Below are 24,564 nucleotides of genomic sequence, written 5' to 3' on the forward strand. Positions count from 1 at the left end.
CATACTGCATCCACTTACGCCTCCGGAGGCTCCACGCATGGCACAGGCCGCTCCACGTCTGCCCGAGATCACCCCAGAGATCAACGCAGAGGAAAAGCGCACCCGCGGCGGGGGCGGGGTCGTTCCCGTCCTCGCCTTCGCAGGCATCGTCGTCGCGGTCATGCAGACCCTGCTCGTCCCGGTCATCAAGGACCTGCCGGCGCTGCTCGACACCTCCGCGTCCAACGCCACCTGGGTCGTGACGGCCACCCTCCTCGCGGGCGCGGTCGCCACTCCCATCATGGGCCGGCTCGGTGACCTCTACGGCAAGCGGCGGATGCTGCTCGCCAGCCTGGCCGTGATGGTCGTCGGCTCGCTGATCTGCGGCTTCACCGACAACCTGCTGATCATGATCGTCGGCCGTTCGCTGCAGGGCGTCGCCATGGGGGCGATCCCGCTCGGCATCGGCATCATGCGCGACGAGCTGCCCCGCGAGAAGCTCGGCTCGGCCATGGCGCTGATGAGCTCTTCCATCGGCGTGGGCGGCGGGCTCGCCCTGCCGGCCGCGGCGCTGGTGGCCCAGCATGCCGACTGGCACATCCTGTTCTTCGGGGCCGCCGGACTCGGCGTCGTCTCGATGGTGCTCACGGTGATCTTCGTGCCGGAGTCCTCGGTGCGCGCCCGGGGTTCCTTCGACCACCTCGGCGCGATCGGGCTGTCGGCCGGTCTGGTCTGCCTGCTGCTCCCGATCACCAAGGGGTCGGACTGGGGCTGGGGATCGGGCAGCACGCTCGGATTCTTCGCCGGTGCGCTCGCCATCCTGCTGCTGTGGGGTGTGATGGAACTGCGCGTCGCCGCCCCGCTGGTGGACCTGCGTACCACCGCTCGCCGTGAGGTTCTGCTCACCAACCTGGCCTCGATCATGGTCGGTGTCGCCTTCTACGCCATCTCCCTGGTCCTGCCGCAGCTGCTCCAGCTGCCGAAGTCGACCGGATACGGTCTGGGCCAGTCGATGGTGACGGCGGGCCTCTGCGTGGCTCCGCTCGGCCTCACCATGATGTTCACCGCGCCGCTCTACGCCAGGATCGCCGCGAAGTACGGTCCCAAGGTCTCCCTGATGATCGGCATGCTGATCATCGCCATCGGTTACGGCGCGGGGCTCGGCCTGATGAGCGCGCCCTGGCAGACCATCATCGTCTCGGTCGTCGTCGGCGCCGGTATCGGCCTCGCCTACTCCTCGCTCCCCGCGCTGATCATCGGCGCGGTGGACGCGTCCGAGACCGGCGCGGCCAACGGCCTGAACACCCTGATGCGTTCCATCGGCACCTCGGTGTCCAGTGCGGTGATCGGCATGGTGCTGGCGCACTCGTCGACCGCGCTGGGCCCGGTGTCCGTGCCGACCATGAGCGGCTTCCGTACGTCGTTCGTGATCGCGACCGGCGCCGTGCTGATCGGTCTGGCGCTGGCGGTCTTCCTGCCCTCGCGCAAGCGGACGGCCGCGGCCGCGGCGGCGCTCTCGAAGCCGGTCGCCACCAGCGAGCCGACCGGCCAGGACGCCACCGGGACGACCACCAACACGGTCGCGGGCTTCACCGGATTCCGCGGCAAGGTCCTCGACGCGGACGGCTTCCCGGTGCCCCGCGCCACGGTCACGCTGATCGACCGCCGCGGCCGCCAGGCAGGCATCACGGTCGCCGCCGACGACGGCACGTACGCGCTGGGCGTGCGGGCGGCGGGAACGTACATCCTGGCCGTCACGGCCGCGGGCCGGCCGCCACTGGTCACCCCGGTCTCGTACATGACCGTGGACGAACTGGTGACGGTGGACCTGCGGCCGGCCGCAGTCACGCAGAGCGTGCCGCGCTAGCGAGGCGTCCGGCGGGCCGACCTCTACCATGGGTCGGCCCGCTGCTCTGCCCCGAGAACGACAGGACCCTCATGGCCGCCCCCAAGCCGAACACACTGGCCGCATTCCAGGCCGCCAAGGGCTTCATGCCCGTGGACGAGGGTCTCGCCCTCTACGACGCGGCGGCCGACGCCGCCGCCCTCGGCCTCCCGCTGCTCGAGGTCGGCACCTACTGCGGCCGCTCCACCCTGCTCATCGCGGACGCCGCCCGGGAAGCCGCGGTGACCGCGATCACCGTCGACCACCACCGGGGCAGCGAGGAGCAGCAGCCGGGCTGGGAGTACCACGACCCGGAGGTGGTGGATCCGGAGGTCGGTCTGATGGACACGCTCCCCACCTTCCGCCGCACCCTGCACAGGGCCGGGCTCGAAGACCACGTGATCGCCGTCGTCGGCCGCTCTCCGCAGGTGGCGCGGGCCTGGGGCGGGCCCCTCGGGCTGGTCTTCATCGACGGCGGTCACACCGACGAACACGCCAACGGCGACTACGAGGGCTGGGCCCCGCACCTGGCCGAGGGCGGCCTGCTGCTCATCCACGACGTGTTCCCGGACCCCGCTGACGGCGGCCGGGCCCCGTACCGCGTCTACCTCCGGGCGCTGGAATCCGGTGCGTTCACCGAGGTCTCGGCGACCGGCTCGCTGCGGGTCCTGCGGCGTACCGGGGCGGGGATCTGAGGCGGCGGGAGCGGCGGGGATAGGCTCGCGCCGTGCCGTACGACGATGACGACAACCAGCCCCGGTCCGCTCGCCGCTTCCGCCGCTCCACCCTGGTGACCACGGTCGCCGCGCTGGTGGCGATCTGCCTGGCCGGGTGGTTCGTCCGCAGCGCGACGGCGGGATCCGAGGACCCGGCGGCGGCGAGCGGGAAGCCGGGTGATCACGCGCGCGGGGCTTCGCGGGCACCGGGGCCCTCGCACTCGACCGGCCAGGACGACAAGCCTGCGGGCGCCGGTCCCCTGGCCGGCAAGGTCGTGGTGATCGATCCCGGCCACAATCCGACGAATTACCGCTATCCCAGCGAAATCAATCGCAAGGTCGATATCGGCACCAACTCCAAGGAATGCGACACCACCGGCACATCGACCAACGCCGGTTATGCCGAGGCCCGGTTCACTCTTGATGTGTCGCACCGGCTGCGCGCCCTTCTCGAAAAAGAGGGCGCAACGGTCAAATTGACCCAGGACAACAACCGCCCGTACGGCCCGTGCGTGACGGAACGTGCCGCCATCGGGAACAAAGCGCATGCCGACGCGGCCATTTCGGTGCACGCGGACGGCTCGGCGGCCGGCAATCGGGGCTTCCATGTGATTCTGCCGGCGCGGGTGAAGTCGGGCGCCGCGGACACCACGAAGATCGTTGCTCCCTCCCGTGACCTGGGCACCCGTATCGCCGGGACCTTCCGACGGGACACCGGAAGCGCACCTTCCAACTACATCGGCGGCGGTACCGGGTTGGACACCCGGGGCGATCTCGGCGGACTGAATCTCTCGACCGTGCCCAAAGTGTTCATCGAATGCGGCAATATGCGCGATCCTGCGGATGCCGCTCAACTCACGAGCGGCAGCTGGCGCCAGAAGGCCGCGCAGGGTATCGCGGACGGCATCACCGGTTTTCTCCACGGGTAGTTGCGAGACCCGACACATGACCTGCCGCCGCAGGCGATAGATTCATCCCTACGAAGGAGCCGCCCCCGAGCTCCACGCTGCCCAGACGAGCCGACCGACAAGGACTGTCAAGTGAACATCCGCTCTCTCACTCGAGGCGACGGCGTGGTGATCGGAGCAGCGGTGGTGCTGTTCATCGCCTCGTTCCTCGACCTCACTTCCTACGGCCGCCAGTGCAGCGGTGGCTACTGCTCCAGCCTCGACGACTCCTCCGCGTGGGATGTGCTCGGCACGCTGATGAGCATGTTCCTCGGCGGCGTCATCGGGGCTGTCCTGATCATCGTGGCCCGCTCGATGCCGCAGCCGCGCAGGATCGCCGGGCTCGACATGGAGCACTTCGGCGTCGCGTTCGCCATCTTCGCGGCGTGGACGGGCTTTTGGACCCTGATCGACGCCGGAAGCCGTGGCGCCGGTCTCATCCTCGGCTTCATCGCCGCTCTGGTGCTCGCCGTCGGCGCTGTCGCCGGCCCGATCCTGCCCGCGCTCAAGGCGCCGCTGATGAGCGCGCCGAAGCCGGCGGTCGCGCCTTCGCCGTACGGCGCGCAGGGCGGCCAGCCGGCCGCGGGCTACGGCTACCCGGGCGGCGCCCAGGGCCAGCAGCCCTACGGTGCGCAGCCGCAGCCGCAGTCGTTCGGCGGCCGGCCGCAGCAGGCCCAGCAGCCCGCCGCAGCCCAGCCCCAGCAGGCCCAGCCGCAGCCCGCGGCCGGCGCCCCCGCGGGGGACTTCGCCCCGTTCTGGTTCGCGGTTCCGGTCGCCAGGCCGCTGTACGGGGAGGACGGTTCGCCGGCCCCCATCGCCGAACTGGCCCCCGGCACGTGGTACCTGGCCGTCGAGGAGCGGGGCCATGGTCTGATCGCGCAGACGCAGGACGGCCGGCGCGGTGTGCTGCAGGACATCACCGGCATTCAGCGCGGCTGACGGGGCGGGCTCCGCGCCCCGTGTGTCCTCGAGCGCCGGACGGGCTTGCTTTCGGCCGACGCCGGCGGGCGAAAACCAGCCCCTCCTGGAGGCCCCTCCCAGCGGTAGCCGGGGGAGTTCGAGGAGCGGGCCTTCCGGGGCGGAGCCGCGGAAGGCCCGCCGCAGGCGGCCCCCTACCCGAACGACGCCCGCTTCAGCCAGAAGTCCAGCAGCCCCGCGTCCCCCACCACATCGACCCGCCCCGCACCCAGCGGCATCCGCCGGTAGAACGCCAGCAGCACATCGGCCAACGGCCCACGGAGCTCCACCGTCCCCTCCCCCGCGCCGCGCCGCCACCCGAACCCGTCCTCCCGGAACTCGATCAGCCACTGCGCCCGGGGGACATCCGTGGCGCGGAGCCGGATCGAGCGCCCGGCGCCGCGCAGTTCCGCCGCATCCGGGTCGCCCGAGGCCGCCTCGTAGGCGACGATCTGCAGCCACTCCTCGATGGCGTCGGCGGCGACCTCGTCGTCCACCGTGAAGGGCGCCCGGGCCGCCAACGCGGCGTCCGCCCGGTGGATGACCGTCTCATGCACCATCCGCCGGGCCCAGAACCCGGCGCGCCGGTCCCAGGCCCACGTCCACACCTCGGCCTCGGGGCCCGCCGCCCGCAGCGTCTCCGCCAGCATCGACGCGCCTTCGGCCAACCAGGCGTCCAGCGCACCGGGCGCGGTGTCGGACGGGCCGGCGGCGTCGGGCACCTGGTCGTCCGGCACCTCTTCGGTGGCCTGCGTCCGGACGATCGTTTCGGCCCAGCGATGTGCGCCGCCGACGTGGCGGGCCAGATCGCCCAGGGTCCACTCCGGGCAGGTCGGCACCTTCACCGACAGGTCGGCGCCCGCCAGCGCGGCCCGCAAGAGGCCGGTCTGCCGGACCAGTTCGTCACAGTAGCGATCATGTTCCCAGGTCATGGCAGCACGATAGGTCGAGCCGGCAAAGCCGCCCAACGGGTTTCACACGGTCACAAGCGGCAACACGCTCGAACATGTCTCGGTATTCGAACGGAAGCAAGCCGGCGGCGAACGTCATCGTCGTGGTCGCCGATGTCGTGGCCTTCATTCTGGGCCTGTGGATTCTGATGTATCTGCTGGACGCGAACCGGGCCAACGACCTGGTGACGTTCATCCACCACGCGGCCGACTGGCTGGCCGGCTGGTCGCGTGACCTGTTCACCTTCGACGAGGCCTGGGCGCGGGTGGTGGCCGGCTACGGTCTGGCGGCGGTCGTCTATCTCTTCATCGGACATGCGCTGGCGGGCCGGGTGCGCCGCTTCTGACAGGCTGCGCGCGCCCGGCACGCCGAACGCCTCAGCGGCAGCAGTCCGGTTCCAGTCCGGCCGGCAGCCGTTCGCCGCTGAACACCGCGGTGGTCGCCTCGTGCCCGCCGAGCGCGGCCACCGCGAGCAGCAGTGAGCCGGCCGTCCAGCTGGTGCGCTCCTCCGGCCACCGGGCCCGGTCGTCGAACACGTAACCGGTCCAGTACATGCCGTCGTCGGCGCGCAGGTGCTGGATGGCCTGGAGGATCTCCAGCGCGCGGTCCGACTCCCCCATCACCCAGAGCGCCAGGGCCAGTTCGCAACTCTCGCCCCCGGTGACCCAGTTGTTGGGCAGGACGCAGCGCACGCCGAGGTCCGGCACCACGAAACGGTCCCAGTCCGCTTCGATCCGTGCGGCGGCCGCGGACCCGGTGATCGCTCCGCCGAGGATCGGGTAGTACCAGTCCATCGAGTAGCGGCTCTTGTCCAGAAAGCGCTCGGGGTGGCTGCGGATCGCATGCCCCAGGGCGCCCGTCGCCAACTCCCAGTCGGGCTGCGGCTCTTCGCGCGCCTCGGCGAGGGCCAGCGCGCAGCGCAGCGCCTGGTGGATCGAGGACGAGCCGGTCAGCAGTGCGTCGGTGACGATGGCGCCGCCCTCCTCGGCGGGCTCCCGCTTCCAGCCGATCTCGCCGCCGGGCTGCTGCAGTTGCAGGACGAACTCGATCGCGGCGTGCACCACGGGCCACATCCGGTCGGCGAATCCGTCGTCGCCGGTGGCCAGATAGTGGTGCCAGACGCCCACCGCGACGTAGGCGCAGAAGTTGCTCTCCCGGCCGCGGTCGGTGACCTGTGCGGCGTCGCCGTCCTGGTAGGCGGCATACCAGGATCCGTCGTCGTTCTGATGGGCGGCGAGCCAGTCGTAGGCCCGTTCGGCCGCCCGGTGCCGGCCCCCCGCGTCCAGCGCCATGGCCGCCTCGATGTGGTCCCACGGGTCGAGGTGGTGCCCACGGAACCACGGGATCGCGCCGTCCGCCCGCTGGACGGCGAGGATTCCGGCGACCGTCAGATCGGCCTGGTCCGCGGTGAGCACTCCGGGCAGGACCAGGTGTTCGGTACGGCCCGGTGAGGTCACGCGCCGATCCCGGGGGTGTGCGGCTTGGTCGCGTACGCCACGAAGCTCTTGCCGACGACCGGGTTCAGCGCCCGCTCGGCGATCCGGGTGGCCAGTGGCTTCTTCATGATGTCCCAGACCAGCAGCTTGTGGTAGGCGCGCACCGGCAGCGCCTTGTCGTTGTCCACGCCGAAGGCGCACTTGAGCCACCAGTACGGGGAGTGCAGCGCGTGCGCGTGGTGGGAGCCGTAGGGCTGCAGGCCCGCCTCGCGGATCTTGCCGAGCAGTTCGTCAGCCTTGTAGATCCGGATGTGTCCGCCCTCCACCTCGTGGTAGGCGTCGGACAGCGCCCAGCAGACCTTCTCCGGGCCGTACCGGGGCACGGTGATCGCGATCCGGCCGCCGGGCTTCAGCACCCGCACCATCTCCGCGAGCACACCCTTGTCGTCGGGGATGTGCTCCATCACCTCGGAGATGATCACCACGTCGAAGGAGTTGTCGGGGAACGGCAGATTGAGTGCATCGCCCTCCATGGCGGTGGCGGTGGCGCCCGCGGGGGCTTCGCCCTCCTCCTTCATGGCGGCGAACCACTTGGCGACCTCGCGGATCTCCGCACCGTTCTGGTCGAGCGCAACGACCTGCGCGCCGCGCCGGTAACACTCGAAAGCGTGCCGGCCTGCGCCGCAGCCGAGGTCCAGGACACGGTCGCCCGGAGCGAGCGGGAAGCGGGAGAAGTCCACGGTGAGCACGGGGGTCTGCCTTCTTCGCGGGGTGGGTGGGGCGGGGTGGTGACGGGGCCGGTCAGGCGCTCGGGCGCCGGGCCGCGATCGCCTGGCGGTAGCGCTCTGCGGTGTCGATGGCGGCCTGCTTCCAGGTGAAGCGGGCGAGAACACGCTCCCGGCCCGCCGCGCCCAGCCGGGTACGGAGCACGGGGTCGGCGAGCAGCCGGGACAGCGCCACGGCCAGTGCGCCCGCGTCTCCGGGGGGCACCGCCAGGCAGGTCTCGCCGTCGGCGCCGGTGACCTCGGGGATCGCGCCGCCGGTGGTCGCGACCAGCGGGGTGCCGGTGGCCATCGCCTCGGCCGCGGGCAGCGAGAACCCCTCGTACAGCGAGGGGACACAGGCGATCTGCGCACCGCGCACCAGGTCGACGAGTTCCTGGTCGCTGACGCCCTTCACGAAGCGGACGGCGTCGTCGAGTCCGTACCGTTCGATGGCCTGCGCGACCGGGCCGTCCTCGGCCCGCTTGCCGACGACGACCAGATGGGCCGCCGGGTTCTCGGTGCGGATCTTCGCGAGGGCCTCGATCAGGTGGACCAGGCCCTTCAGCGGCACATCGGCGCTGGACGTCGTCACGATCCGTCCGGTGACCTCCGGCACCGACGGGTCGGGCGACCACAGGTCGGTGTCGGCGCCGATGTGCACCACGTGGATACGGTCCCTGCGCACCCCGAGGTCCTCGACGATCTCCTGCTGCGACGAGCCGGAGACGGTCAGCACCGAGGGAAGTCTGCGGGCGACCCGCTTCTGCATCCGGGTGAAGCCGTACCAGCGCCGGACGGAGGCCTTCCGCCGCCAGTCGGCGGCGGCCGCGAGCTCGAGCCTGCGGTCGACGGTGATGGGGTGGTGGATGGTGGTGACGAGGGGAGCACCGAGGTCGCCGAGCAGTCCGTATCCCAGCGTCTGGTTGTCGTGGATGACGTCGAACTGGCCGCGCCTGGACCTGAGGTGGCGCCCGGCCCGCAGCGAGAAGGTCAGCGGTTCGGGGAAGCCGCCGGTCCACATGGTGGCGACCTCCACGGCGTCGATCCAGTCGCGGTACTCGTCGCGCCGCGGGGTACGGAAGGGGTCGGGGCTGCGATAGAGGTCCAGGCTCGAGAGCTCGGTGAGCGGTACGCCCTCGTCGAGCACCGGGAAGGGCTGAGCGCCGATCACTTCGACGCTGTGCCCGAGCCGGGCCAGCTCCCGCGAGAGATGCCGGGCATAGACGCCCTGGCCTCCGCAGAAGGGGTTGCCCTTGTAGGTGAGGAACGCGATGCGCAGCGGGCCGTCCGCTCCGGCGCTCGGGCCGCCGGCAAGGGGGCCCGCTTCTATGGCCTCAGCGGTCACACTCGGCCCCCTTCTCACTGCAGTCCCGGCGGAGCGTAGCCGCTCACGCTAATCTAGAACAAGTTCTCGCAGTCCCGGGGCCGGAGGGTGCGCCCCGGGAGAACACCGCCAGACTTGATCGTTCAACGGGCACCGTTGAATGACCATCGTTCAATGAGCTTCGAATCTACCGGCAAGTAGCACCGCCGTAACAGCCGGATCAGGTGATTCGCGCCACGAGGGGAGTGGAGGGGACATACATGGCAGTGGAAGCCGGGCCGCCGCCCCTGACGGAGCGCCAGCAGGCCCGACGCGGCCGGATCCTGCACGCAGGCGCCCAGCTGGCCCGCCGGGGCGGCTTCGATGCGGTGCAGATGCGGGAAGTCGCCGAATCCTCGTCCGTCGCACTCGGTACCCTCTATCGCTACTTTCCCTCCAAGATCCATCTGCTGGTCGCGACCATGCAGGACCAGCTGCAGCACCTGCACACAACCCTCCGCGAAAGACCCCCCGCGGGTGACACGCCCGCCGAGCGGGTGGCGTCGACCCTGATGGGTGCCTTCCGGGCCCTGCAGCGCGAGCCGCAGCTGGCGGACGCGATGGTGCGGGCACTGACGTTCGCCGACCGGAGCGTGAGCCGTGAGGTGGACGCCGTCTCCCGGCTCACCACGGCGATCATTCTCGACGCGACGGGCCTGGCGGATCCGACCCCCGAGCAGCTCTCGGCGGTCCGCGTCATCGAGCACACCTGGCACTCGGCGCTGATCACCTGGGCGTCCGGGCGGTCGTCGATCGCCCAGGTGAGGACCGATATCGAGACGGTCTGCCGGCTGATCGACCTGACCGGGTGACCGACCCCGGACCGCCGGCGGGGACCGGGCGCCGCGGTGACCCAACAGGCCGCTCGGCCACGGCCGCTGAAGTCGGCACCGGGGGAGGATAGTCCGCAGGTCGCAGTAACGTTAAGGTCTGGGTCCAGTACCGCAATCACGAGGGGAGCGGCCGCCGATGGCGCCGGACGAGGCTGTGATCGGCTGCACGGGGAAGCTGGTCCTGGCCACGCGCGGAACCGCGGGCCCCGGTGAGGCCCTGGTTCAGGTGAGAGGTGGCTGGGAGGCCTTTCTCGCCTGGTCCGATGAGCCCATTCCGTACGGGGTGACCGTTCTCGTGATCGACTCACGCGGTGCTCGCCAGGTCGACGTCGTCAAGTGGACCGATCCTGTGGATCCGCTCGATGCGCTGACCCTCGACCCCGGCGACGCAGACTAAGGAGAACAAAATGTTCGGTTACCGCGTTCCCGCGCCAGACGAGGCGATGCTGATCTCGGGTGGCAGGCGCGGGTTGGGGGGCGCACCGTTCAGGGTGGTGACCGGCCACGGAAAGTTCGTACTGCCGATCCTCCGCAAGACCCGCTTCCTCACGCTCGCGATGTGCGAGGCGGAGGTCGCCGAGACCTGTGTGACCCGTCAGGGCATCGTGCTGACCGTGAAGGCCGTGATCGCGTTCAAGGTCGGCAACGACACCGAGAGCATCGTCAACGCCGGCCAGCGGTTCCTCTCCGACCAGGACCAGATGTCGGTGCTGACCGGCCGGATCTTCGCCGGTCACCTGCGTTCGATCATCGGCTCGATGACCGTCGAGGAGATCGTCACCGAGCGCCAGAAGCTGGCCACCGAGGTCCTGGAGACCTCGAAGACCGAGATGGCGAAGATCGGCCTGATCGTGGACTCGCTCCAGATCCAGTCGATCGACGACGGCGAGACCGGATACATCGCCGCGATGTCCGCCCCGCACACGGCGGCCATCCAGCGACAGGCCCAGATCGCCCAGGCGCAGGCCACCCAGGCGTCCGTCGAGGCGCAGCAGGAGGCCACCCGCAACCAGGCCGAGTACGCGCGGCAGACCGCCGTCGTACAGGCGCAGTACTCCGCCGAGGTGGACCGGGCACAGGCCCAGGCCGCGCAGGCCGGGCCGCTGGCGCAGGCGCACGCGCAGCAGGAGGTGCTCGCCGCCCAGACCGAACTGGCGGAGCGGGCCGCCCAGCTGCGGCAGCAGCAGCTGGTCGCGGAGATCGTGAAGCCCGCGGAGGCGGACGCGGAGCGCATCAGGGTGCTGGCGGTGGCGGAGGCCGAGCGGATGAAGATCCAGGCCGCGGCCGCCGCGTCGTACGACCGGGTGGCACTCGACCGGATGCTGATCGACCAGCTGCCGCAGATCGTCAAGGAGGCCGCGAGCGGTCTGGCCGGCGCCAACGTCAACGTGCTGAACGGCGCCGACGGCCTCGGCGAGATCGCGGCCGGCCTGGTCGGGCAGGGCCTGACGATCCTCGACTCGGTACGCAAGAACCTGGGCGGCGACACGGAAGGACAGCAGGGTGGGCGCGGGGCCGAGATCCAGCGCTACCTCGGTACGCACCGAGCCGCCGCCGAGGGTGACAACGGGCCGATCGACGTCAAGTAGCAGCGGTACGGGTGGTGGGCGACCGCCGTCGGGGCGGTCGCCCACCGGCCGGTAGAGTGACTGCGTCGTCATCACACCCGCGCAGGGGGAAGCCGGTGGAAATCCGGCGCTGACTACCCGCAACCGTCATCCGCCGACGCTTCGGCGGTGAGCCGGAATGCCCTGGCCGCGGACGTGACCGGCTCGTGTCACCGGAACCTCCGGTGACCGGCACCGTCGAGGTAAGCGGAGCCGGAGCCCCGGTGCCCGTGTGCGCCCGTGCCCGGCTTCCCCGCAGGAGAGGCCGCCGCCCGCCATGACCCTTCGCCGCAGCGCAGCAACCGTGCTCGTCGCTTCCGCCGTACTCTGCGGGGCCGCTGCTCCGATGGCGCAGGCCGATGACGCGTCTCCCGCGGGGTCCGCCGCACCGTCCGCTTCGCCCTCCGTGGTGATCCCGTCGGGGCTCTACGGGAAGAAGGACCCGAAGTTCGACGGGGTGTGGCGGCAGTCGCTGGCGCTGCTCGCCCAGCACACGGTCGACGTCCAGCCCGCCGCGAAGGCCGTCGGCTGGCTCACCGCGCAGCAGTGCGCCAACGGCGGTTTCGCCTCCTTCCGCGCCGACCCGGCCAAGCCGTGCGACGACAGGACGCTGCTCGACACGAACGCGACCGCCGCTGCCGTGCAGGCACTGGACGCGCTCGGCGGGCACGACACCGCCGTCCGGAAGGGCGCCGACTGGCTGAAGTCGGTGGCCAACAAGGACGGCGGCTGGAGCTACAACCCGGGCGGCGCCAGCGACGCCAACTCCACCTCCGTGGTGATCGGCGCGCTCGCCGCCGCGGGTGACCCGACCGGCGACGCGAAAAAGGTGCTGGTGTCGCTCTCCATCCCGTGCGACACCGGACCGGGCGCGGGGGCCTTCGCCTACCAGCCCGACAAGAAGTCCAAGAAGCTGTACCCGAACGCCGACGCGACCGGGGCCGCCGTGCTCGGTGCGCTCGGCGCGGGGCTGGCGCCGGATCCCGGCGACCGGGACGCCGGAGGCACCGGCTGCAACAACGCGTCGATGCCCGCGCAGGCCGCGCACAACGGCGCCACCTACCTGGCGGGGGCGACAGCCGGGAAGTCGTATCTGAAGGCGGAAATGCCCGGCGCCGAGGACCAGCCGGACTTCGGCAACACCGCCGACGCGGTGACCGCGCTGGGCGCCGACGGCCTGGCCGCGCAGGCCAGGCAGCCGCTCGCCTGGCTGGAGCAGAATGCCGCATCCTGGGCGAAGGACGGCGGGCCGGCCGCGTACGCCCAGCTGATCTTCGCGGCGCACGCCAACAAGGCCGACCCGCGCGCCTTCGGCACCACCGACCTGGTCAAGGGGCTCAACGCGACCGGTCCTGCCCCGGCCTCACTGCACGGCAGCAGCGTGCAGAAGCAGGACAAGTCGGGCAGCAGCATCAACATCTGGTGGATCGTCGCCATCGGTCTGGTGGCCGGGATCGGCGTGGGATTCCTGATGAGCATGTTGCGCGGCAGGAAGCGGCAGCGCTGATGCGTACGCGCAGGACCGCACCGGCTGTCGCCCGGCGTCTCATACCGGCCGTCGTATCGGCCGTCGCGCCGGCCGCGGCGCTCGCGGTGCTCGCGGTGCTCGTCGCCGGGCCCGCCCAGGCGGCCGGATACCGCTACTGGTCGTTCTGGGACCGTACGGACGGAACGTGGCAGTTCGCCACCCAGGGCCCCTCATCGGCGCGGCCGGCCGACGGCGACGTGCAGGGTTTCCGGTTCGCGGTCAGCGCCGACTCGCAGGACGCGAGCAAGCCGCGCGGCGCCGCGGACTTCGACACCATCTGCGCGGGGACACCCGCCGTCGACGGCGCCAAACGGGTCGCCCTGGTGATCGACTTCGGTACGCTCGCGGACGCCTCCGGCGGGGCGAAGCCCCCGGCGGAACGCACCGCGTGCGCGCAGGTCTCCCCCGACGCCACCAGCGCGGAGGCGCTCGCCGCCGTGGCGAAACCACTGCGCTACAACAGCGCGGCACTGCTCTGCTCGATCGCCGGATATCCGCGGACCGGCTGCGGCGAGCAGGTGTCGGCGACCGGCGCCGACCGGACCGACAGCGGCAACAGCAACAACGGGACGGAAGCCTCCGGAACCTCCCGCCCGGACGGCACGTCCGACGCGGACGGCGGCCCTTCGGCCGGCCTCATCGGCGGGCTGGCCGCGGTGATCGCGCTGGCCGGCGCCGGGGTGTGGCAGGCGCGCCGCCGGCGCCTCCGCGGATGAAGGTGTCGCTCCGCGCCCCGGTGGCCGGCCGTAGCAACGCCCTGCACGCTGGGGCCTGGTGGCTGTGGGCGCTCGGCCTCGCCACCGCCGCCTCCCGCACCACCAACCCGTTGCTGCTCGGTCTGCTGGTCGGGGTCGCCGGTTACGTGGTGGCGGCCCGGCGCACCGACGCCCCGTGGGCCCGTTCGTACCGCACGTTCGTCACCCTCGGGCTGCTGGTGATCGGCATCCGGCTGGCCTTCTCCGTCGTGCTCGGCTCACCGATTCCCGGTTCGCATGTGCTGTTCACGCTGCCCGATGTGCCGCTGCCGCACTGGGCGCGCGGCGTTCGGATCGGCGGCCGGGTCACCGCCGAGCAACTGGTGTTCGCACTCTACGACGGGGCGAAACTGGCCACCCTGCTGATCTGCGTGGGCGCCGCCAACGCGCTGGCCAATCCGGCCCGGCTGCTCAAGTCGCTGCCCGGCGCGCTCTACGAGGTCGGGGTGGCGGTGGTCGTCGCGATGACCTTCGCCCCGAACATGGTGGCCGATGTGGTGCGGCTGCGCACCGCCCGCCGGCTGCGCGGCCGGCCGACCGGCGGGATCAGGGCGGTTCTGCAGATCGGGCTGCCGGTCCTGGAGGGTGCGCTGGAACGTTCGGTCGCCGTGGCCGCCTCGATGGACGCCCGGGGTTACGGCCGCACGGCGCAGGTGCCGACCGCCGTACGGCACACCACCACCGTGCTCACCCTCGGCGGGCTGCTCGGCGTCTGTGCCGGGACGTACGGTCTGCTCGCCGCCGAGGGTGCCTCGTACGGTTTTCCGGTGCTCGTCCTGGGGCTGCTCGCCGCCCTCGCCGGGCTGCGTCTCGGCGGCCGCCGCTCGGTGCGCACCCGCTACCGACCGGATCACTGGGGGGTACGGGCCTGGCTGGTCGCCGGCTCGGGGATCGCCGTCGCCGCGCTGATGATCGGGGCGGGCGCTGACGATTCCGGTGCGCTGCACCCTGGGGTCGTTCCGCTGGTGGCGCCGGCCCTGCCGCTGTGGCCCGCGGCTTCGGTGCTGATCGGACTGCTGCCCGCCTTCGTGGCCCCCGTACCGAAGGAGACGACGTAAATGATCCGCTTCGATCAGCTGTCGGTCCGCTACACCGATGCGCCGCACCCCGCCGTCCAGGGCGTCGACCTGACCGTCCCGGAGGGCGAGTTGGTGCTGCTCGTCGGCCCTTCGGGGGCGGGGAAGTCGACCCTCCTCGGTGCGGTCAGCGGCCTTGTGCCGCATTTCACCGGCGGTGTGCTGAGCGGCCGGGTCACCGTCGGCGGCCGCGACACCCGCACCCACAAACCGCGTGAACTCGCCGATCTGGTCGGAACGGTGGGCCAGGACCCGCTCGCCCATTTCGTCACGGACACCGTCGAGGACGAACTCGCCTACGGCATGGAGTCCCTCGGCATCGCGCCCGAGGTGATGCGCCGCCGGGTCGAGGAGACCCTCGACCTGCTGGGCCTCACCGAGCTGCGCGACCGGCCGATCGCCACGCTCTCCGGGGGGCAGCAACAGCGGGTCGCCATCGGTTCGGTGCTGACCCCGCACCCCCGGGTGCTGGTCCTGGACGAACCGACGTCCGCGCTGGATCCCGCCGCCGCCGAGGAGGTGCTCGCGGTGCTGCAGCGGCTCGTCCATGACCTGGGCACGACCGTGCTGATGGCCGAGCACCGCCTGGAACGGGTCGTGCAGTACGCGGACCAGGTCATCCTGCTGCCCGGCCCCGGCGAGGCCCCGGTACTGGGCGCGCCCGCCGAGGTGATGGCGCTCTCCCCGGTGTTTCCGCCGGTCGTCGCGCTGGGACGGCTGGCCGGCTGGGACCCGCTGCCGTTGTCCGTACGGGACGCGCGCCGCCGGGCCGCCGGGCTGCGCGAGCGGTTGGCCGACGCCGAGCCCCCTCCCCCGAACGCCGACGCGCATGCCGTCCCCAACGCCGCACCGGTCGCCGTCGCCACCAAGCTCGGGCTGCGGCGCGGGCGGATCGATGCGCTGCGGCAGATATCGCTGTCGGTCCGCCCCGGGGAGACGGTCGCCCTGATGGGCCGCAACGGCGCGGGGAAGTCCAGCCTGCTCGGCGCCCTGGTCGGGATGCACGAGCCGACGTCGGGCACTGTGCGGGTCGGCGGGAAGGTCCCCCACCGGACCGGGCCCCGCGACATGATCCGCCGGGTCGGCCTCGTCCCGCAGGAGCCGCGCGATCTGCTGTACGCGGACACGGTGGCCGCCGAGTGCGCCACGGCCGACACGGACGCGGGGGCCGAGCCCGGGTCCTGCCGGGCGCTGGTCGGTGAACTGCTTCCCGGTGTCCTGGACACCACGCATCCACGGGACCTCTCCGAGGGGCAGCGACTCGCGCTGGCGCTGGCGATCGTCCTGACCGGACGACCCCCGCTGCTGCTCCTCGACGAGCCGACCCGCGGCCTGGACTACGCGGCGAAGAGCCGACTGGTCGGCGTGCTGCGCGGGCTCGCCCGGGACGGGCACGCCATTGTGCTCGCCACGCACGACGTCGAACTGGCCGCCGAACTGGCCCACCGGGTCGTCGTACTGGCCGACGGCGAGATCGTCGCGGACGGACCGACACCCGAGGTCGTCGTCTCGTCACCGGCCTTCGCCCCGCAGGTGTCCAAAATCCTTGCGCCGCAGAAGTGGCTGACGGTGACGCAGATACGGGAAGCGCTGTGAGGGCCGTCCGACTCGGCCCGCGCTCGGTCGTCGCGCTGGTGCTGATCACCGTGATGGGTGTCTTCGCCTTCGGCTGGCCGCTGCTCGCCGACTCCGCTTCCGGCCTCGCCCATTCCCAGGACGCTCCCTGGCTGTTCGCCGCGCTGCTCCCGCTGCTGGTCGCGGTGGTGGTGGCGACGATCGCCGACACCGGTCTGGACGCCAAGGCGGTGGCGATGCTCGGCGTACTGGCCGCGGTGGGCGCCGCGTTGCGCCCGCTCGGTGCGGGGACGGCGGGGCTCGAGCCGATGTTCTTCCTGATGGTGCTGAGCGGGCGGGTGCTCGGGCCGGGGTTCGGTTTCGTACTCGGCTCGGTCACGATGTTCGCCTCCGCGCTGCTGACCGGCGGGGTCGGGCCGTGGATGCCGTTCCAGATGCTGGCGATGGGCTGGTTCACCATGTGCGCGGGCCTGCTGCCGGGGGCGGCCGCACTGCGCGGGCGGGCGGAACTGCTGATGCTCGCCGGATACGGGTGCGTGGCGGCCTTCGCGTACGGCACGGTCATGAACCTGCAGGGCTGGACCTACATCGGCGGCCTGTCCACCGGCATCTCCTTCCACCCCGGGGACCCGGTGGGCGCCAACCTCTCGCGGTTCTTCGCCTACTGCGCGGCGACCTCATTCGGCTGGGACCTGGGCCGGGCCACCGTCACGGTCGTCCTGACCCTCGTCGTCGGCGGCCCGCTCCTCAAAGCCCTCCGCCGTGCGACCCGCCGCGCGGCCTTCGACACGGCCGTCACCTTCGCCCCCGCCGAGCGTCAGCGGGTGACCTAGGCGTCGCTCGGCGCATGCTCCCGGACGGCCGGGGCCCGGTCCGGTTCCGCATCGTCGGACCGTTGTTGCGGCGGGAGCAGCGTGCGCTGCCCCGCCAGCGCATAGGTGAGGCCGAAGCCGAGCAGTACGACCGTCGCCCCGCCCATCGCGTCCAGCACCCAGTGGTTGGCGGTGGTGATGATCGCGCTGACCGTGAAGAGCGGATGCAGCATCGCGATCGCCTTCATCCACCACTTCGGCACCAGTACGGCGACGACGATGCCGCACCACAGCGCCCAGCCGAAGTGCAGCGAGGGCATGGCCGCGTACTGATTGGTCATCGCGGTCAGCGTGCCGTAGTCGGGATGGGCGAAGTCCTGCACACCGTGGACGGTGTCGATGAAGCCGAGACCCGGCATCAGCCGGGGCGGGGCCAGCGGGAAGAAGAAGAAACCGACCAGGCCGAGCAGAGTGGCGAAGGACAGCGAGGTACGGGCCCAGCGGTAGTCGGTGGGCCTGCGCACGTACAGCACGGCGAGGATCGCCAGCGGCACGATGAAGTGGAACGTCTCGTAGTAGAAGTCGAAGAAGGACTCGAGCCAGTGGACCTTCACCACGGCGTGGTTGGCCCAGTGCTCGATGTCGATGTGCAGGGCGCGCTCGATGGAGACGACCGTGTGGCCGTGAGCTTCTGCGGTGCTCCGGCCGGCCTTGGCCTGGGCGCGGATATGCGAGTACGCCGAGTAGCCGACCCGGATCGCCAGCAGTTCCAGCAGCAGATTGGGGCGCGTCGTCATCCGGCGCCAGAACGGCGCCAGCGGCACGGCGCTCCAGCGCGCCGGAACCGGCTCGGCGTACACCGTCGGGATCGCCGCCTCCCAGTGCGGCGACGTGCGCTCGAGGAACGGCACCGCGCAGGCCGCGGCCAGCGCGGTCAGCAGCACCACGTTGTCCCGCAGCGAGTACACCGCCGCGATGTTCGGCAGCAGCATCGCGCCGGGCAGCGTCATCACCAGGATGACCACCGCGGGCCACACCATCCGGTCCGCCGCGCGCCTGCCCACCCGGCCGACGACCGCGAGCAGTACCCAGAGCAGCTGGTGCTGCCAGGCCGTCGGCGAGACGGCCACCGCGACGCAGCCGGTCAACGCGACGGCGAGCAGCGGCTGCCCGTCCTCGGCATACCGCACCGCGCGGCGAAGCCCGAGCACCGTGACGGCGACGGCGAGCGCCAGGAAGACCGCGATCTCCGGCGGCCCGTGCAGGCCGAGGCGCAGCAGCGCACCGTGCAGCGACTGGTTGGCCAGTCCGTCGGGGTGCGAGCCGAGACCGGTGCCCGCCAGGTGGTGGACCCAGTAGGTCCAGGAATCGCGCGCCATCAGCGCCCAGGCGAGCGCCGTACACACGGCGAAGGCCGCCACGGTGGAGAGCGCGGCGCGTCTGCGTCCGGTGAGCCAGAGCAGGGGAACGAACAGCAGCACCATCGGTTGCAGCGCCGCCCCGATCCCGACGAGCAGACCGGCGCCGCGTTCGTCGCGTGCGACGAAGAAGCCGAGTAGGACGAGCAGTACCGGGATGATGCTGGTCTGGCCGAGATGAAGCGCGTTACGGACCGGCAGCGACAGCATCAGCAGGCTGATCGCCACGGGGGCGGCGAGCTGGGACGTACGCCGGGACCGCGGACCGGGCAGCGCGCGGGAGGCCACCACGCCCAGCGCGACCACGAGCAGCAGCGTGCCGAAGGTCCAGGCGACACCGAAACTCGCCTCGGCGGAACGGGTCAGCGGTTTGAGCACGAGTCCGGCGAACGGCGTTCCGGTGAACTTGCCGGTGTCGTAGAGCGGGTCCCCGAGATGCAGGACTCCGTTCGCTCCGGTCCAGGTCTCCAGGTCGGTCAGGCGCTCGCTGGGCGGCAGCCGCAACAGCGCTGCCACCTGTCGCACGGCCAGTGCGGCAACGACCAGCCACAGCACGGCACGCGTCCGCTCGATTCCCGCTCCCGCACCGACCGCATCCCGCGCTCCGCTGTGCCCGTCATTCGCCACGCCCCGCCGGACCTCCACCCGTCTTCAGCACCGGCCGTTTCAAAGGCCGACCTTCCCAAACGCCGACCTTGTCGCCTAGAGCCTCGCACTGCCCGGTGAACGGGACGCAGGCAACCCCCCGTTCGCCTGACCTGTGCGGTACGTTTCCGGCCATTCAAGCACTCGCCGCTGACATCGGCGGATTACTGCCGTCCGCGCTCATGGCAGGGCGCGATGAAGAGGCACGATGAAGAGGCACGGGGGCCGGCGCCCCGGGGTTCTGCCCCGGCCGGTGCACGCGCCGCCGCCGATCTTCTGACGTTCCCCTCGTCTGCCCGCGTGGTGGGCTGACCGGCCCGTGCGGCAGGATGGAGGGCATGAGCGTCGTGAAGATCAACGTGCTGTCCGTGCCCGCCGAGCAGCGGGAAGTCCTGGAGCAGCGGTTCGCCGCCCGCGCCGGGTCGGTGGAGAACTCCGACGGTTTCGAGTGGTTCGAGCTGCTGCGTCCCGTCGAGGGCACCGACCAGTACCTCGTCTACACCCGGTGGGCCACGGAGGCGGACTTCGAGAAGTGGATGGCCACGTCGATGCGCGGTGCGCACGGCGGCGGCAGCGCCGAAGGCAGCGACCGGCCCAAGCCCGCCGCCGCCGGTTCCACCCTGTGGTCGTTCGAGGTCGTCCAGCAGGCGGCCCCGAAGTAACGCCTGATCACAGCCTCAGCAGCCGCTCGGTCACCGCACGGTAGTCACGGAGCGCGAGCCGCAGCTCCTCCGTCACCGGCTCCCGTTCCCCGCCCTCCCAGGCCGTACGGAGGGTGCTGCTCCGCTCGGTGAGGGTGCCGGTCAGCCGGGACACCGTTTCCTCGAAGATCCGATCGGCCTGCTCGACCGCCTGCTGGGGGCTGTCGACGAAGCCGTTGACCGCCTGCTGAAGGCGCAGGGTCAGCCTGTCGCGGTCACCGGCCGGCATCAGGGCCGTGGCGGCGTCGGTTGGGGCGTCCGCCGGTTGCGGATGACCGAGCGGCTCGGCCGCTGCGGTCCGCTCGAGGTGTCCGGCCGGCTCCACCGCTGCGGTCCGCTCGATGTGTCCGGCCGGTTCGGCCCGCTTCGGCCGGCTCTTCGCCGCCAGGTGTTTCACGGTGTCCGGCTGCTCCGGTTCGTACGCCATCAGGCACCGCTCCCCTTCACGTGCCGCCGCATCAGCAGCGTCTTCGGCCCGGTCGCCTCACGGCTCTGCGCACGCTCCGGATCGTGTGCCTGGGTGGCCACCAACCGGCCGAAGAGTGCGCGCGCTTCGAGCATCGCTGTCCGCAGGTCTTCCGTACCGCCGTCGCCCTGCACCGAGCGGTGCAGCGTGCGGTATCCGTCGACCTGGTCGGGGTGGTGCACGGAAAGCGCGGAGAGCTGCTCCTCGCGGTCGTCGGCGACCGGGAAGCCCCGGTCCGCTGCGAGCGCGGCCAGCAGCTGTTCCGCATCGGCGACCGCCGCCCGCGGGGAATCGACGAACTGTTCCTGGAGCCCGGCCCAGCGGGCCACATACTGCTCGCGCTGCTCCGCGGTGAGCGGACGCGTCTGCAGCGAGCCATGGCGCTTCACCCGCTCGCCCAGCTCGGCCTCGGCCGCCTTGGTGTCCCCGTCGTGCCGGGCGACCACCCTGTCGTACTCGGGACCGAAACGGCGCTTCAGACTGCCACGCCCGGCCCGCTTGCCGGGCCGGCGGGCCAGAACAGCGGCGACGGCGATGAGGAACACCGCGATCACGATGAGGATCACGACTGTGGACATGAGTGCCTTCCCTGTACTCGGACGCTCTCGGATGTTCTCGAAAGGGGCTCGGCCGTACGGTTCGCGCACTGACCGCATTGCCCGTAACCCGCGTGCGAAACGGCGCGGCCCTCCTCCACACTGTCCGGCGTGAACTGGATCGTGAGCCCGGAGTCCTTCGACACCGCTGATGCCTGCGCGCTGCGCCGCGCCTACTACGACGAGGTGGCCAGCCGTTACTGGCGGCGCCCCGCGACCGAGCAGGAGATCGACGAGGGGCTCGCCGGCGACGGGGTGGAGCAGCTGGTGCCGCCCACCGGGGAGTTCCTGGTCGGGCGGCACGGTGGGAAGGCCGCATGCTGCGGCGGGGTGCTGCTCAGGGATGCGGAGACCGCCGAGCTCACCCGGATTTTCGTGCGCCCCGCCCAACGCGGCACCGGGGGCGGCGCGGTGCTGCTGCGCACGCTGGAGGAGGCCGCACGCGGCCTGGGAGCCCGGCGCATGGTGCTGGACACCCGGCTCGATCTGGTGGAGGCACGGGCGCTGTACACCCGGCACGGGTACCGCGAGATACCGGCGTACAAGTCAGGTCCGTACATGGAGGTCTGGTACGGAAAAGACCTCTGACGCAAGGCCCCGATCCGGCCGGTGTCTCCGGTCAGACGACCGGGGACCGGGCGTTGGGGGCGCCGCGCGGCCGTTCCGCGTCGGAGCCGCACAGCTCCTCGCTCAGCTCCGCGACCAGGGCGACCAGGTCGGTCGGCCGTTCGGACCCCCACCAGTCGCCGAGCAACTCGGCGAGGGATTCCTCGCGCGCTTTGGCCAGCCGCGCCGATGCGGTCACGCCCGAGTCGGTCAGGGTGAGGTTGACCCCTTCGCGGGCGGCCAGCCCCCGGCCCTCGAGCTGGCGGGACGCTTCGGTGATGGCCCGCAGCGAGACGGGTGAGATCTCGGCGAGTCTGCCCGGTTCGACCAGGCCGTGGCGTTTGATCCGGAGCAGCAGCCAGCTCGCCGCGGGGAGCAGATCGTAGCCCGCCTTCGCGGTGATTTTCTCGTAGACCTCGCGCCGTCCCTCCCGGCTGCCGAGCACCGACAGGGCCCGCATCACCTCGTCGTGGGACGACCGCTGGACCGGGTTGGACGCCAGGGTCTCGCTCACCTCAGGGGTGGTGACCGAGCCGCGCAGCGGATCCTCCTTGAGGAACCAGGCGACGACGAAGGCCAGCAGCACCACCGGGACCGCGTAGAGGAACACGTCGGTGATGGAGGTCGCGTAGGCGTGCAGCACGGAAGGGCGCAGCCGCGGCGGGAGCGTCCCGATGGCACGCGGGTCGGCTTCCAGCCGCTGTGCGCTCACCCCGGGCGGCAGGGTCTGTCCGGCGAGCGCGTCGGCGAGTTTGTCGCCCAGCCGGCTGGTGAAGATGGTGCCGAAGATCGCCACTCCGAACGAGGCCCCGATGGAACGGAAGAAGGTCGCCCCGGAGGTGGCGACGCCCAGGTCCTGGTAGCTCACCGCGTTCTGCACCGCGAGCACCAGCACCTGCATCACCAGGCCGAGGCCCAGCCCGAAGACGAAGAAGTAACCGCTCGTGGCCCAGGTGGAGCTGGTCTCGGTCAGCCGGTGCAGCAGCAGCAGTCCCAGTGCGGTGATGCCGGTGCCGGCGATGGGGAAGACCTTCCAGCGGCCGGTACGGCTGACGATCTGGCCCGACACGGTGGAGGAGAGCAGCAGCCCGAACACCATCGGCAGCATGTGGACCCCGGACATGGTGGGGCTGATGCCCTGGACGACCTGCAGGAACGTCGGCAGATAGGTCATCGCCCCGAACATCGAGAAGCCGACGATGAAGCTGATGATCGAACCGAGCAGAAAGGTCCGGATCCGGAAGAGCTTCAGCGGCAGCACCGGCTCGGCGGCCCGCCGTTCGATGTACAGGAAGGCGACCAGCAGGAGCACGCCGAGGACCGCGAGGCCGATGATCTGCGCGGAGGCCCACGGCCAGCTCGTACCGCCGAGCGAGGCGACGAGCACCAGGCAGGTGGCCACCGAGGCGATCAGGAGAGTGCCGAGGTAGTCGATGGTGTGCTTGGCCGAGCGGACCGGGATGTGCAGCACCGCGGCGATGACGGCGAGCGCGATGATGCCGATCGGGATGTTGATGTAGAAGACCCAGCGCCAGCTGAGGTGCTCGGTGAAGAAGCCGCCGAGCAGGGGTCCCAGCACGCTGGTCGCGCCGAAGACCGCGCCGAACAGCCCCTGGTACTTGCCGCGTTCGCGTGGGGGCACGATGTCGCCGACGATCGCCATCGAGAGGACCATCAGGCCGCCACCGCCGAGGCCCTGGAGGGCCCGGAAGCCGATGAGCTGCGGCATGTTCTGTGCGATCCCGCAGAGCGCGGAACCGATCAGAAAGATGACGATGGCGGTCTGGAAGAGTTTCTTGCGGCCGTACTGGTCGCCGAGCTTTCCCCACAGCGGGGTGGCCGCCGTCGAGGCCAGCATGTAGGCCGTGACCACCCAGGAGAGGTGCTTCATCCCGCCGAGGTCGCTGACGATCGTGGGAAGTGCGGTGGAGACGATCGTCTGGTCGAGTGCGGCGATGAGCATGCCGAGCAGCAGGGCGCCGATGGCGACGAGGACGGCCCGCTGCGGCCGGCCGTCGGCCTCGGCGGGCGCCGTCGGTGGTGCGGCGGATTGCTGAGCCATGCCCTCCATCCTGGGGCTGCGGCATAATCGCCGCGAGTTCAAGGGGGTGGCCAAGGTGAGCCATGAGGAATGTGATCCGCTGCGGGTCCGGCCGTACGTCCAGCTGCCCGATCCGGTGCCGGACCCGGCGGACGACGTGGTGGGGGCGTCGTACACGACCATGCCGCTCCCGGCGGTACGGGCCGGGGAACCGGCCGCTGAGCCGGTCGGCGAGCCCGGCGCACGGGCGCCGTCGTCGCAACGGCGGCGAAGACCGTTCGCCGTGCTCGCGGGTGGCGTGGGGGTGGTGACGGTCCTGGGTGCGGTGGCGTTCGCCGCCGGTCTGTTCTCCGCCCACGGCTCGGCGCAGGACCGGGCGCTGCCGGACACGGCCAGCACCGCACCGGACGAGCCGTTGCCGTCACCGGTCGTGCCCTCGGCTTCGGCGACCCCCTCCGCCGCACCGTCCACCGCGCGGCCTTCACGGTCCGCCTCGCCGTCCGCCCACCCGAGCGCGCCCCGCCCGAGCGCGACGGCGACGGCCTCCGCGGTCGCCTCGCCCTCCCACTCGACGACCGCCCGGGCCACCGCCGAGGTGTCGGAGCCCGGCAGCCAGGCGCCGACAGACGGCGTACTGCGGCGCGGGGACAGCGGCCCGGGCGTCGTGGACCTGCAGCAGCGGATGAATCAGGTGTACGTCTACCGCGGCCCCCCCGACGGCCTGTTCGACCAGGACGTGGAGGAAGCGGTGCGCCGGTACCAGTCCTGGATGGGTATCCGGGACGATCCGCCGGGGGTGTACGGGCCGGCGACCCGGCGCGCTCTGGAGGCGGCGACCCGGCAGCACCGGTGACTGACCAGGCACGCTGGCGCGGACCTTCCTTGTTTTGTACCCTACGGAAACAAA

Annotated in this window: 24 protein-coding genes and 1 riboswitch; of the genes, 16 read left to right on the forward strand and 8 right to left on the reverse strand. The window is 71.5% G+C overall.

Features of this window, described 5'->3' with window-relative positions; all coding sequences use genetic code 11:
- The first annotated feature begins 37 nt into the window (after positions 1–37).
- The 4 genes from AB0436_RS02350 (at position 38) to AB0436_RS02365 (ending at position 4,466) form a co-directional block, all read left to right on the forward strand.
- The gene (locus AB0436_RS02350) at positions 38–1,846 is read left to right on the forward strand and encodes an MFS transporter (RefSeq protein WP_366465754.1); all 1,809 of its coding nucleotides are present in this window, start codon (positions 38–40) and stop codon (positions 1,844–1,846) included.
- Between the two features lie 71 nt (positions 1,847–1,917).
- Complete coding sequence (locus AB0436_RS02355) at positions 1,918–2,559, forward strand: class I SAM-dependent methyltransferase (protein WP_366465755.1); 642 nt, start codon at positions 1,918–1,920, stop codon at positions 2,557–2,559.
- A gap of 32 nt (positions 2,560–2,591) precedes the next feature.
- Positions 2,592–3,509, forward strand: coding sequence for an N-acetylmuramoyl-L-alanine amidase (locus AB0436_RS02360; RefSeq protein ID WP_366465756.1), 918 nt, complete (start codon positions 2,592–2,594; stop codon positions 3,507–3,509).
- Between the two features lie 111 nt (positions 3,510–3,620).
- The gene (locus AB0436_RS02365) at positions 3,621–4,466 is read left to right on the forward strand and encodes a hypothetical protein (RefSeq protein WP_366465757.1); all 846 of its coding nucleotides are present in this window, start codon (positions 3,621–3,623) and stop codon (positions 4,464–4,466) included.
- A 173-nt stretch (positions 4,467–4,639) separates the two neighbouring features.
- Here AB0436_RS02365 and AB0436_RS02370 read toward each other — a convergent pair whose 3' ends face one another.
- Positions 4,640–5,416: a maleylpyruvate isomerase N-terminal domain-containing protein gene (locus tag AB0436_RS02370; protein WP_366465758.1), complete on the reverse strand. Its 777-nt coding sequence runs from the start codon at positions 5,414–5,416 to the stop codon at positions 4,640–4,642.
- Between the two features lie 74 nt (positions 5,417–5,490).
- Here AB0436_RS02370 and AB0436_RS02375 point away from each other — a divergent pair, with 74 nt between their 5' ends.
- The gene (locus AB0436_RS02375; RefSeq protein ID WP_366465759.1) at positions 5,491–5,781 is read left to right on the forward strand and encodes a hypothetical protein; all 291 of its coding nucleotides are present in this window, start codon (positions 5,491–5,493) and stop codon (positions 5,779–5,781) included.
- 31 nt (positions 5,782–5,812) lie between these two features.
- On the opposite strand, the gene AB0436_RS02380 is transcribed toward AB0436_RS02375, so the two are convergent.
- From AB0436_RS02380 to AB0436_RS02390, 3 genes are read right to left on the reverse strand one after another with little or no spacing between them, the layout of a single operon-like run.
- Positions 5,813–6,892: a prenyltransferase gene (locus tag AB0436_RS02380; RefSeq protein ID WP_366465760.1), complete on the reverse strand. Its 1,080-nt coding sequence runs from the start codon at positions 6,890–6,892 to the stop codon at positions 5,813–5,815.
- Complete coding sequence (locus AB0436_RS02385; RefSeq protein WP_366465761.1) at positions 6,889–7,620, reverse strand: class I SAM-dependent methyltransferase; 732 nt, start codon at positions 7,618–7,620, stop codon at positions 6,889–6,891. Before AB0436_RS02385 ends, AB0436_RS02380 begins: the two co-directional genes overlap by 4 nt.
- A gap of 52 nt (positions 7,621–7,672) precedes the next feature.
- Positions 7,673–8,980, reverse strand: a complete 1,308-nt coding sequence (locus AB0436_RS02390; RefSeq protein ID WP_366465762.1) for a glycosyltransferase family 4 protein — start codon at positions 8,978–8,980, stop codon at positions 7,673–7,675.
- A gap of 239 nt (positions 8,981–9,219) precedes the next feature.
- Here AB0436_RS02390 and AB0436_RS02395 point away from each other — a divergent pair, with 239 nt between their 5' ends.
- The 8 genes from AB0436_RS02395 (at position 9,220) to AB0436_RS02430 (ending at position 17,205) form a co-directional block, all read left to right on the forward strand.
- Entirely contained in the window at positions 9,220–9,810 is a 591-nt protein-coding gene (locus tag AB0436_RS02395) for a TetR family transcriptional regulator (RefSeq protein ID WP_366465763.1), read from the forward strand.
- Between the two features lie 157 nt (positions 9,811–9,967).
- Positions 9,968–10,228: a hypothetical protein gene (locus AB0436_RS02400; RefSeq protein WP_366465764.1), complete on the forward strand. Its 261-nt coding sequence runs from the start codon at positions 9,968–9,970 to the stop codon at positions 10,226–10,228.
- 10 nt (positions 10,229–10,238) lie between these two features.
- Positions 10,239–11,420: an SPFH domain-containing protein gene (locus tag AB0436_RS02405; RefSeq protein WP_366465765.1), complete on the forward strand. Its 1,182-nt coding sequence runs from the start codon at positions 10,239–10,241 to the stop codon at positions 11,418–11,420.
- Between the two features lie 83 nt (positions 11,421–11,503).
- A riboswitch (cobalamin riboswitch) is annotated at positions 11,504–11,583 on the forward strand.
- 132 nt (positions 11,584–11,715) lie between these two features.
- Positions 11,716–12,945: a prenyltransferase/squalene oxidase repeat-containing protein gene (locus tag AB0436_RS02410; RefSeq protein ID WP_366465766.1), complete on the forward strand. Its 1,230-nt coding sequence runs from the start codon at positions 11,716–11,718 to the stop codon at positions 12,943–12,945.
- Positions 12,942–13,682 (forward strand): SCO2322 family protein, encoded by a 741-nt coding sequence (locus tag AB0436_RS02415; protein ID WP_366466131.1) that lies wholly within the window; start codon positions 12,942–12,944, stop codon positions 13,680–13,682. The genes AB0436_RS02410 and AB0436_RS02415 overlap by 4 nt, the downstream gene beginning before the upstream one ends.
- Entirely contained in the window at positions 13,679–14,779 is a 1,101-nt protein-coding gene (locus AB0436_RS02420) for an energy-coupling factor transporter transmembrane protein EcfT (protein WP_366465767.1), read from the forward strand. Before AB0436_RS02415 ends, AB0436_RS02420 begins: the two co-directional genes overlap by 4 nt.
- Complete coding sequence (locus tag AB0436_RS02425; protein ID WP_366465768.1) at positions 14,780–16,393, forward strand: ATP-binding cassette domain-containing protein; 1,614 nt, start codon at positions 14,780–14,782, stop codon at positions 16,391–16,393.
- Positions 16,357–17,205, forward strand: a complete 849-nt coding sequence (locus tag AB0436_RS02430) for an ECF transporter S component (protein WP_366465769.1) — start codon at positions 16,357–16,359, stop codon at positions 17,203–17,205. Before AB0436_RS02425 ends, AB0436_RS02430 begins: the two co-directional genes overlap by 37 nt.
- On the opposite strand, the gene AB0436_RS02435 is transcribed toward AB0436_RS02430, so the two are convergent.
- Positions 17,202–19,157 carry a bifunctional glycosyltransferase 87/phosphatase PAP2 family protein gene (locus AB0436_RS02435; RefSeq protein WP_366466132.1) on the reverse strand — a complete coding sequence of 652 codons (1,956 nt, stop codon included), beginning with the start codon at positions 19,155–19,157 and terminating at the stop codon, positions 17,202–17,204. The two genes, AB0436_RS02430 and AB0436_RS02435, sit on opposite strands and share 4 nt — an antisense overlap.
- A gap of 428 nt (positions 19,158–19,585) precedes the next feature.
- Between AB0436_RS02435 and AB0436_RS02440 the strand changes: the two genes are divergently transcribed.
- A complete protein-coding gene (locus tag AB0436_RS02440; protein WP_366465770.1) occupies positions 19,586–19,909 on the forward strand; it encodes an antibiotic biosynthesis monooxygenase in 324 nt (107 codons plus the stop codon).
- 7 nt (positions 19,910–19,916) lie between these two features.
- On the opposite strand, the gene AB0436_RS02445 is transcribed toward AB0436_RS02440, so the two are convergent.
- Positions 19,917–20,375, reverse strand: a complete 459-nt coding sequence (locus AB0436_RS02445; RefSeq protein WP_366465771.1) for a hypothetical protein — start codon at positions 20,373–20,375, stop codon at positions 19,917–19,919.
- Entirely contained in the window at positions 20,375–20,992 is a 618-nt protein-coding gene (locus tag AB0436_RS02450) for a hypothetical protein (RefSeq protein WP_366465772.1), read from the reverse strand. Before AB0436_RS02450 ends, AB0436_RS02445 begins: the two co-directional genes overlap by 1 nt.
- Before the next feature lie 129 nt (positions 20,993–21,121).
- Here AB0436_RS02450 and AB0436_RS02455 point away from each other — a divergent pair, with 129 nt between their 5' ends.
- Positions 21,122–21,598 (forward strand): GNAT family N-acetyltransferase, encoded by a 477-nt coding sequence (locus AB0436_RS02455; RefSeq protein ID WP_366465773.1) that lies wholly within the window; start codon positions 21,122–21,124, stop codon positions 21,596–21,598.
- Between the two features lie 31 nt (positions 21,599–21,629).
- Here AB0436_RS02455 and AB0436_RS02460 read toward each other — a convergent pair whose 3' ends face one another.
- Complete coding sequence (locus AB0436_RS02460) at positions 21,630–23,678, reverse strand: MDR family MFS transporter (RefSeq protein WP_366465774.1); 2,049 nt, start codon at positions 23,676–23,678, stop codon at positions 21,630–21,632.
- Here AB0436_RS02460 and AB0436_RS02465 point away from each other — a divergent pair.
- A complete protein-coding gene (locus AB0436_RS02465) occupies positions 23,677–24,510 on the forward strand; it encodes a peptidoglycan-binding protein (protein ID WP_366465775.1) in 834 nt (277 codons plus the stop codon). The genes AB0436_RS02460 and AB0436_RS02465 overlap by 2 nt on opposite strands.
- The last annotated feature ends 54 nt before the right edge of the window (positions 24,511–24,564 follow it).

Origin of the sequence: Streptomyces sp. NPDC051322 (assembly GCF_040689485.1) — a bacterium.
Lineage (GTDB): Bacteria > Actinomycetota > Actinomycetes > Streptomycetales > Streptomycetaceae > Streptomyces.

What these genes read in the sequence shown, in the direction of transcription:
- AB0436_RS02420 (WP_366465767.1), top strand. Translation starts at nt 13,679, where the DNA reads ATGAAGGTGTCGCTCCGCGCCCCGGTGGCCGGCCGTAGCAACGCCCTG.
- AB0436_RS02425 (WP_366465768.1), top strand. Translation starts at nt 14,780, where the DNA reads ATGATCCGCTTCGATCAGCTGTCGGTCCGCTACACCGATGCGCCGCAC.
- AB0436_RS02375 (WP_366465759.1), top strand. Translation starts at nt 5,491, where the DNA reads ATGTCTCGGTATTCGAACGGAAGCAAGCCGGCGGCGAACGTCATCGTC.
- AB0436_RS02400 (WP_366465764.1), top strand. Translation starts at nt 9,968, where the DNA reads ATGGCGCCGGACGAGGCTGTGATCGGCTGCACGGGGAAGCTGGTCCTG.
- AB0436_RS02450 (WP_366465772.1), bottom strand. Translation starts at nt 20,992, where the DNA reads ATGTCCACAGTCGTGATCCTCATCGTGATCGCGGTGTTCCTCATCGCC.
- AB0436_RS02355 (WP_366465755.1), top strand. Translation starts at nt 1,918, where the DNA reads ATGGCCGCCCCCAAGCCGAACACACTGGCCGCATTCCAGGCCGCCAAG.
- AB0436_RS02370 (WP_366465758.1), bottom strand. Translation starts at nt 5,416, where the DNA reads ATGACCTGGGAACATGATCGCTACTGTGACGAACTGGTCCGGCAGACC.
- AB0436_RS02350 (WP_366465754.1), top strand. Translation starts at nt 38, where the DNA reads ATGGCACAGGCCGCTCCACGTCTGCCCGAGATCACCCCAGAGATCAAC.
- AB0436_RS02405 (WP_366465765.1), top strand. Translation starts at nt 10,239, where the DNA reads ATGTTCGGTTACCGCGTTCCCGCGCCAGACGAGGCGATGCTGATCTCG.
- AB0436_RS02445 (WP_366465771.1), bottom strand. Translation starts at nt 20,375, where the DNA reads ATGGCGTACGAACCGGAGCAGCCGGACACCGTGAAACACCTGGCGGCG.
- AB0436_RS02440 (WP_366465770.1), top strand. Translation starts at nt 19,586, where the DNA reads ATGAGCGTCGTGAAGATCAACGTGCTGTCCGTGCCCGCCGAGCAGCGG.
- AB0436_RS02395 (WP_366465763.1), top strand. Translation starts at nt 9,220, where the DNA reads ATGGCAGTGGAAGCCGGGCCGCCGCCCCTGACGGAGCGCCAGCAGGCC.
- AB0436_RS02410 (WP_366465766.1), top strand. Translation starts at nt 11,716, where the DNA reads ATGACCCTTCGCCGCAGCGCAGCAACCGTGCTCGTCGCTTCCGCCGTA.
- AB0436_RS02465 (WP_366465775.1), top strand. Translation starts at nt 23,677, where the DNA reads ATGCCCTCCATCCTGGGGCTGCGGCATAATCGCCGCGAGTTCAAGGGG.
- AB0436_RS02460 (WP_366465774.1), bottom strand. Translation starts at nt 23,678, where the DNA reads ATGGCTCAGCAATCCGCCGCACCACCGACGGCGCCCGCCGAGGCCGAC.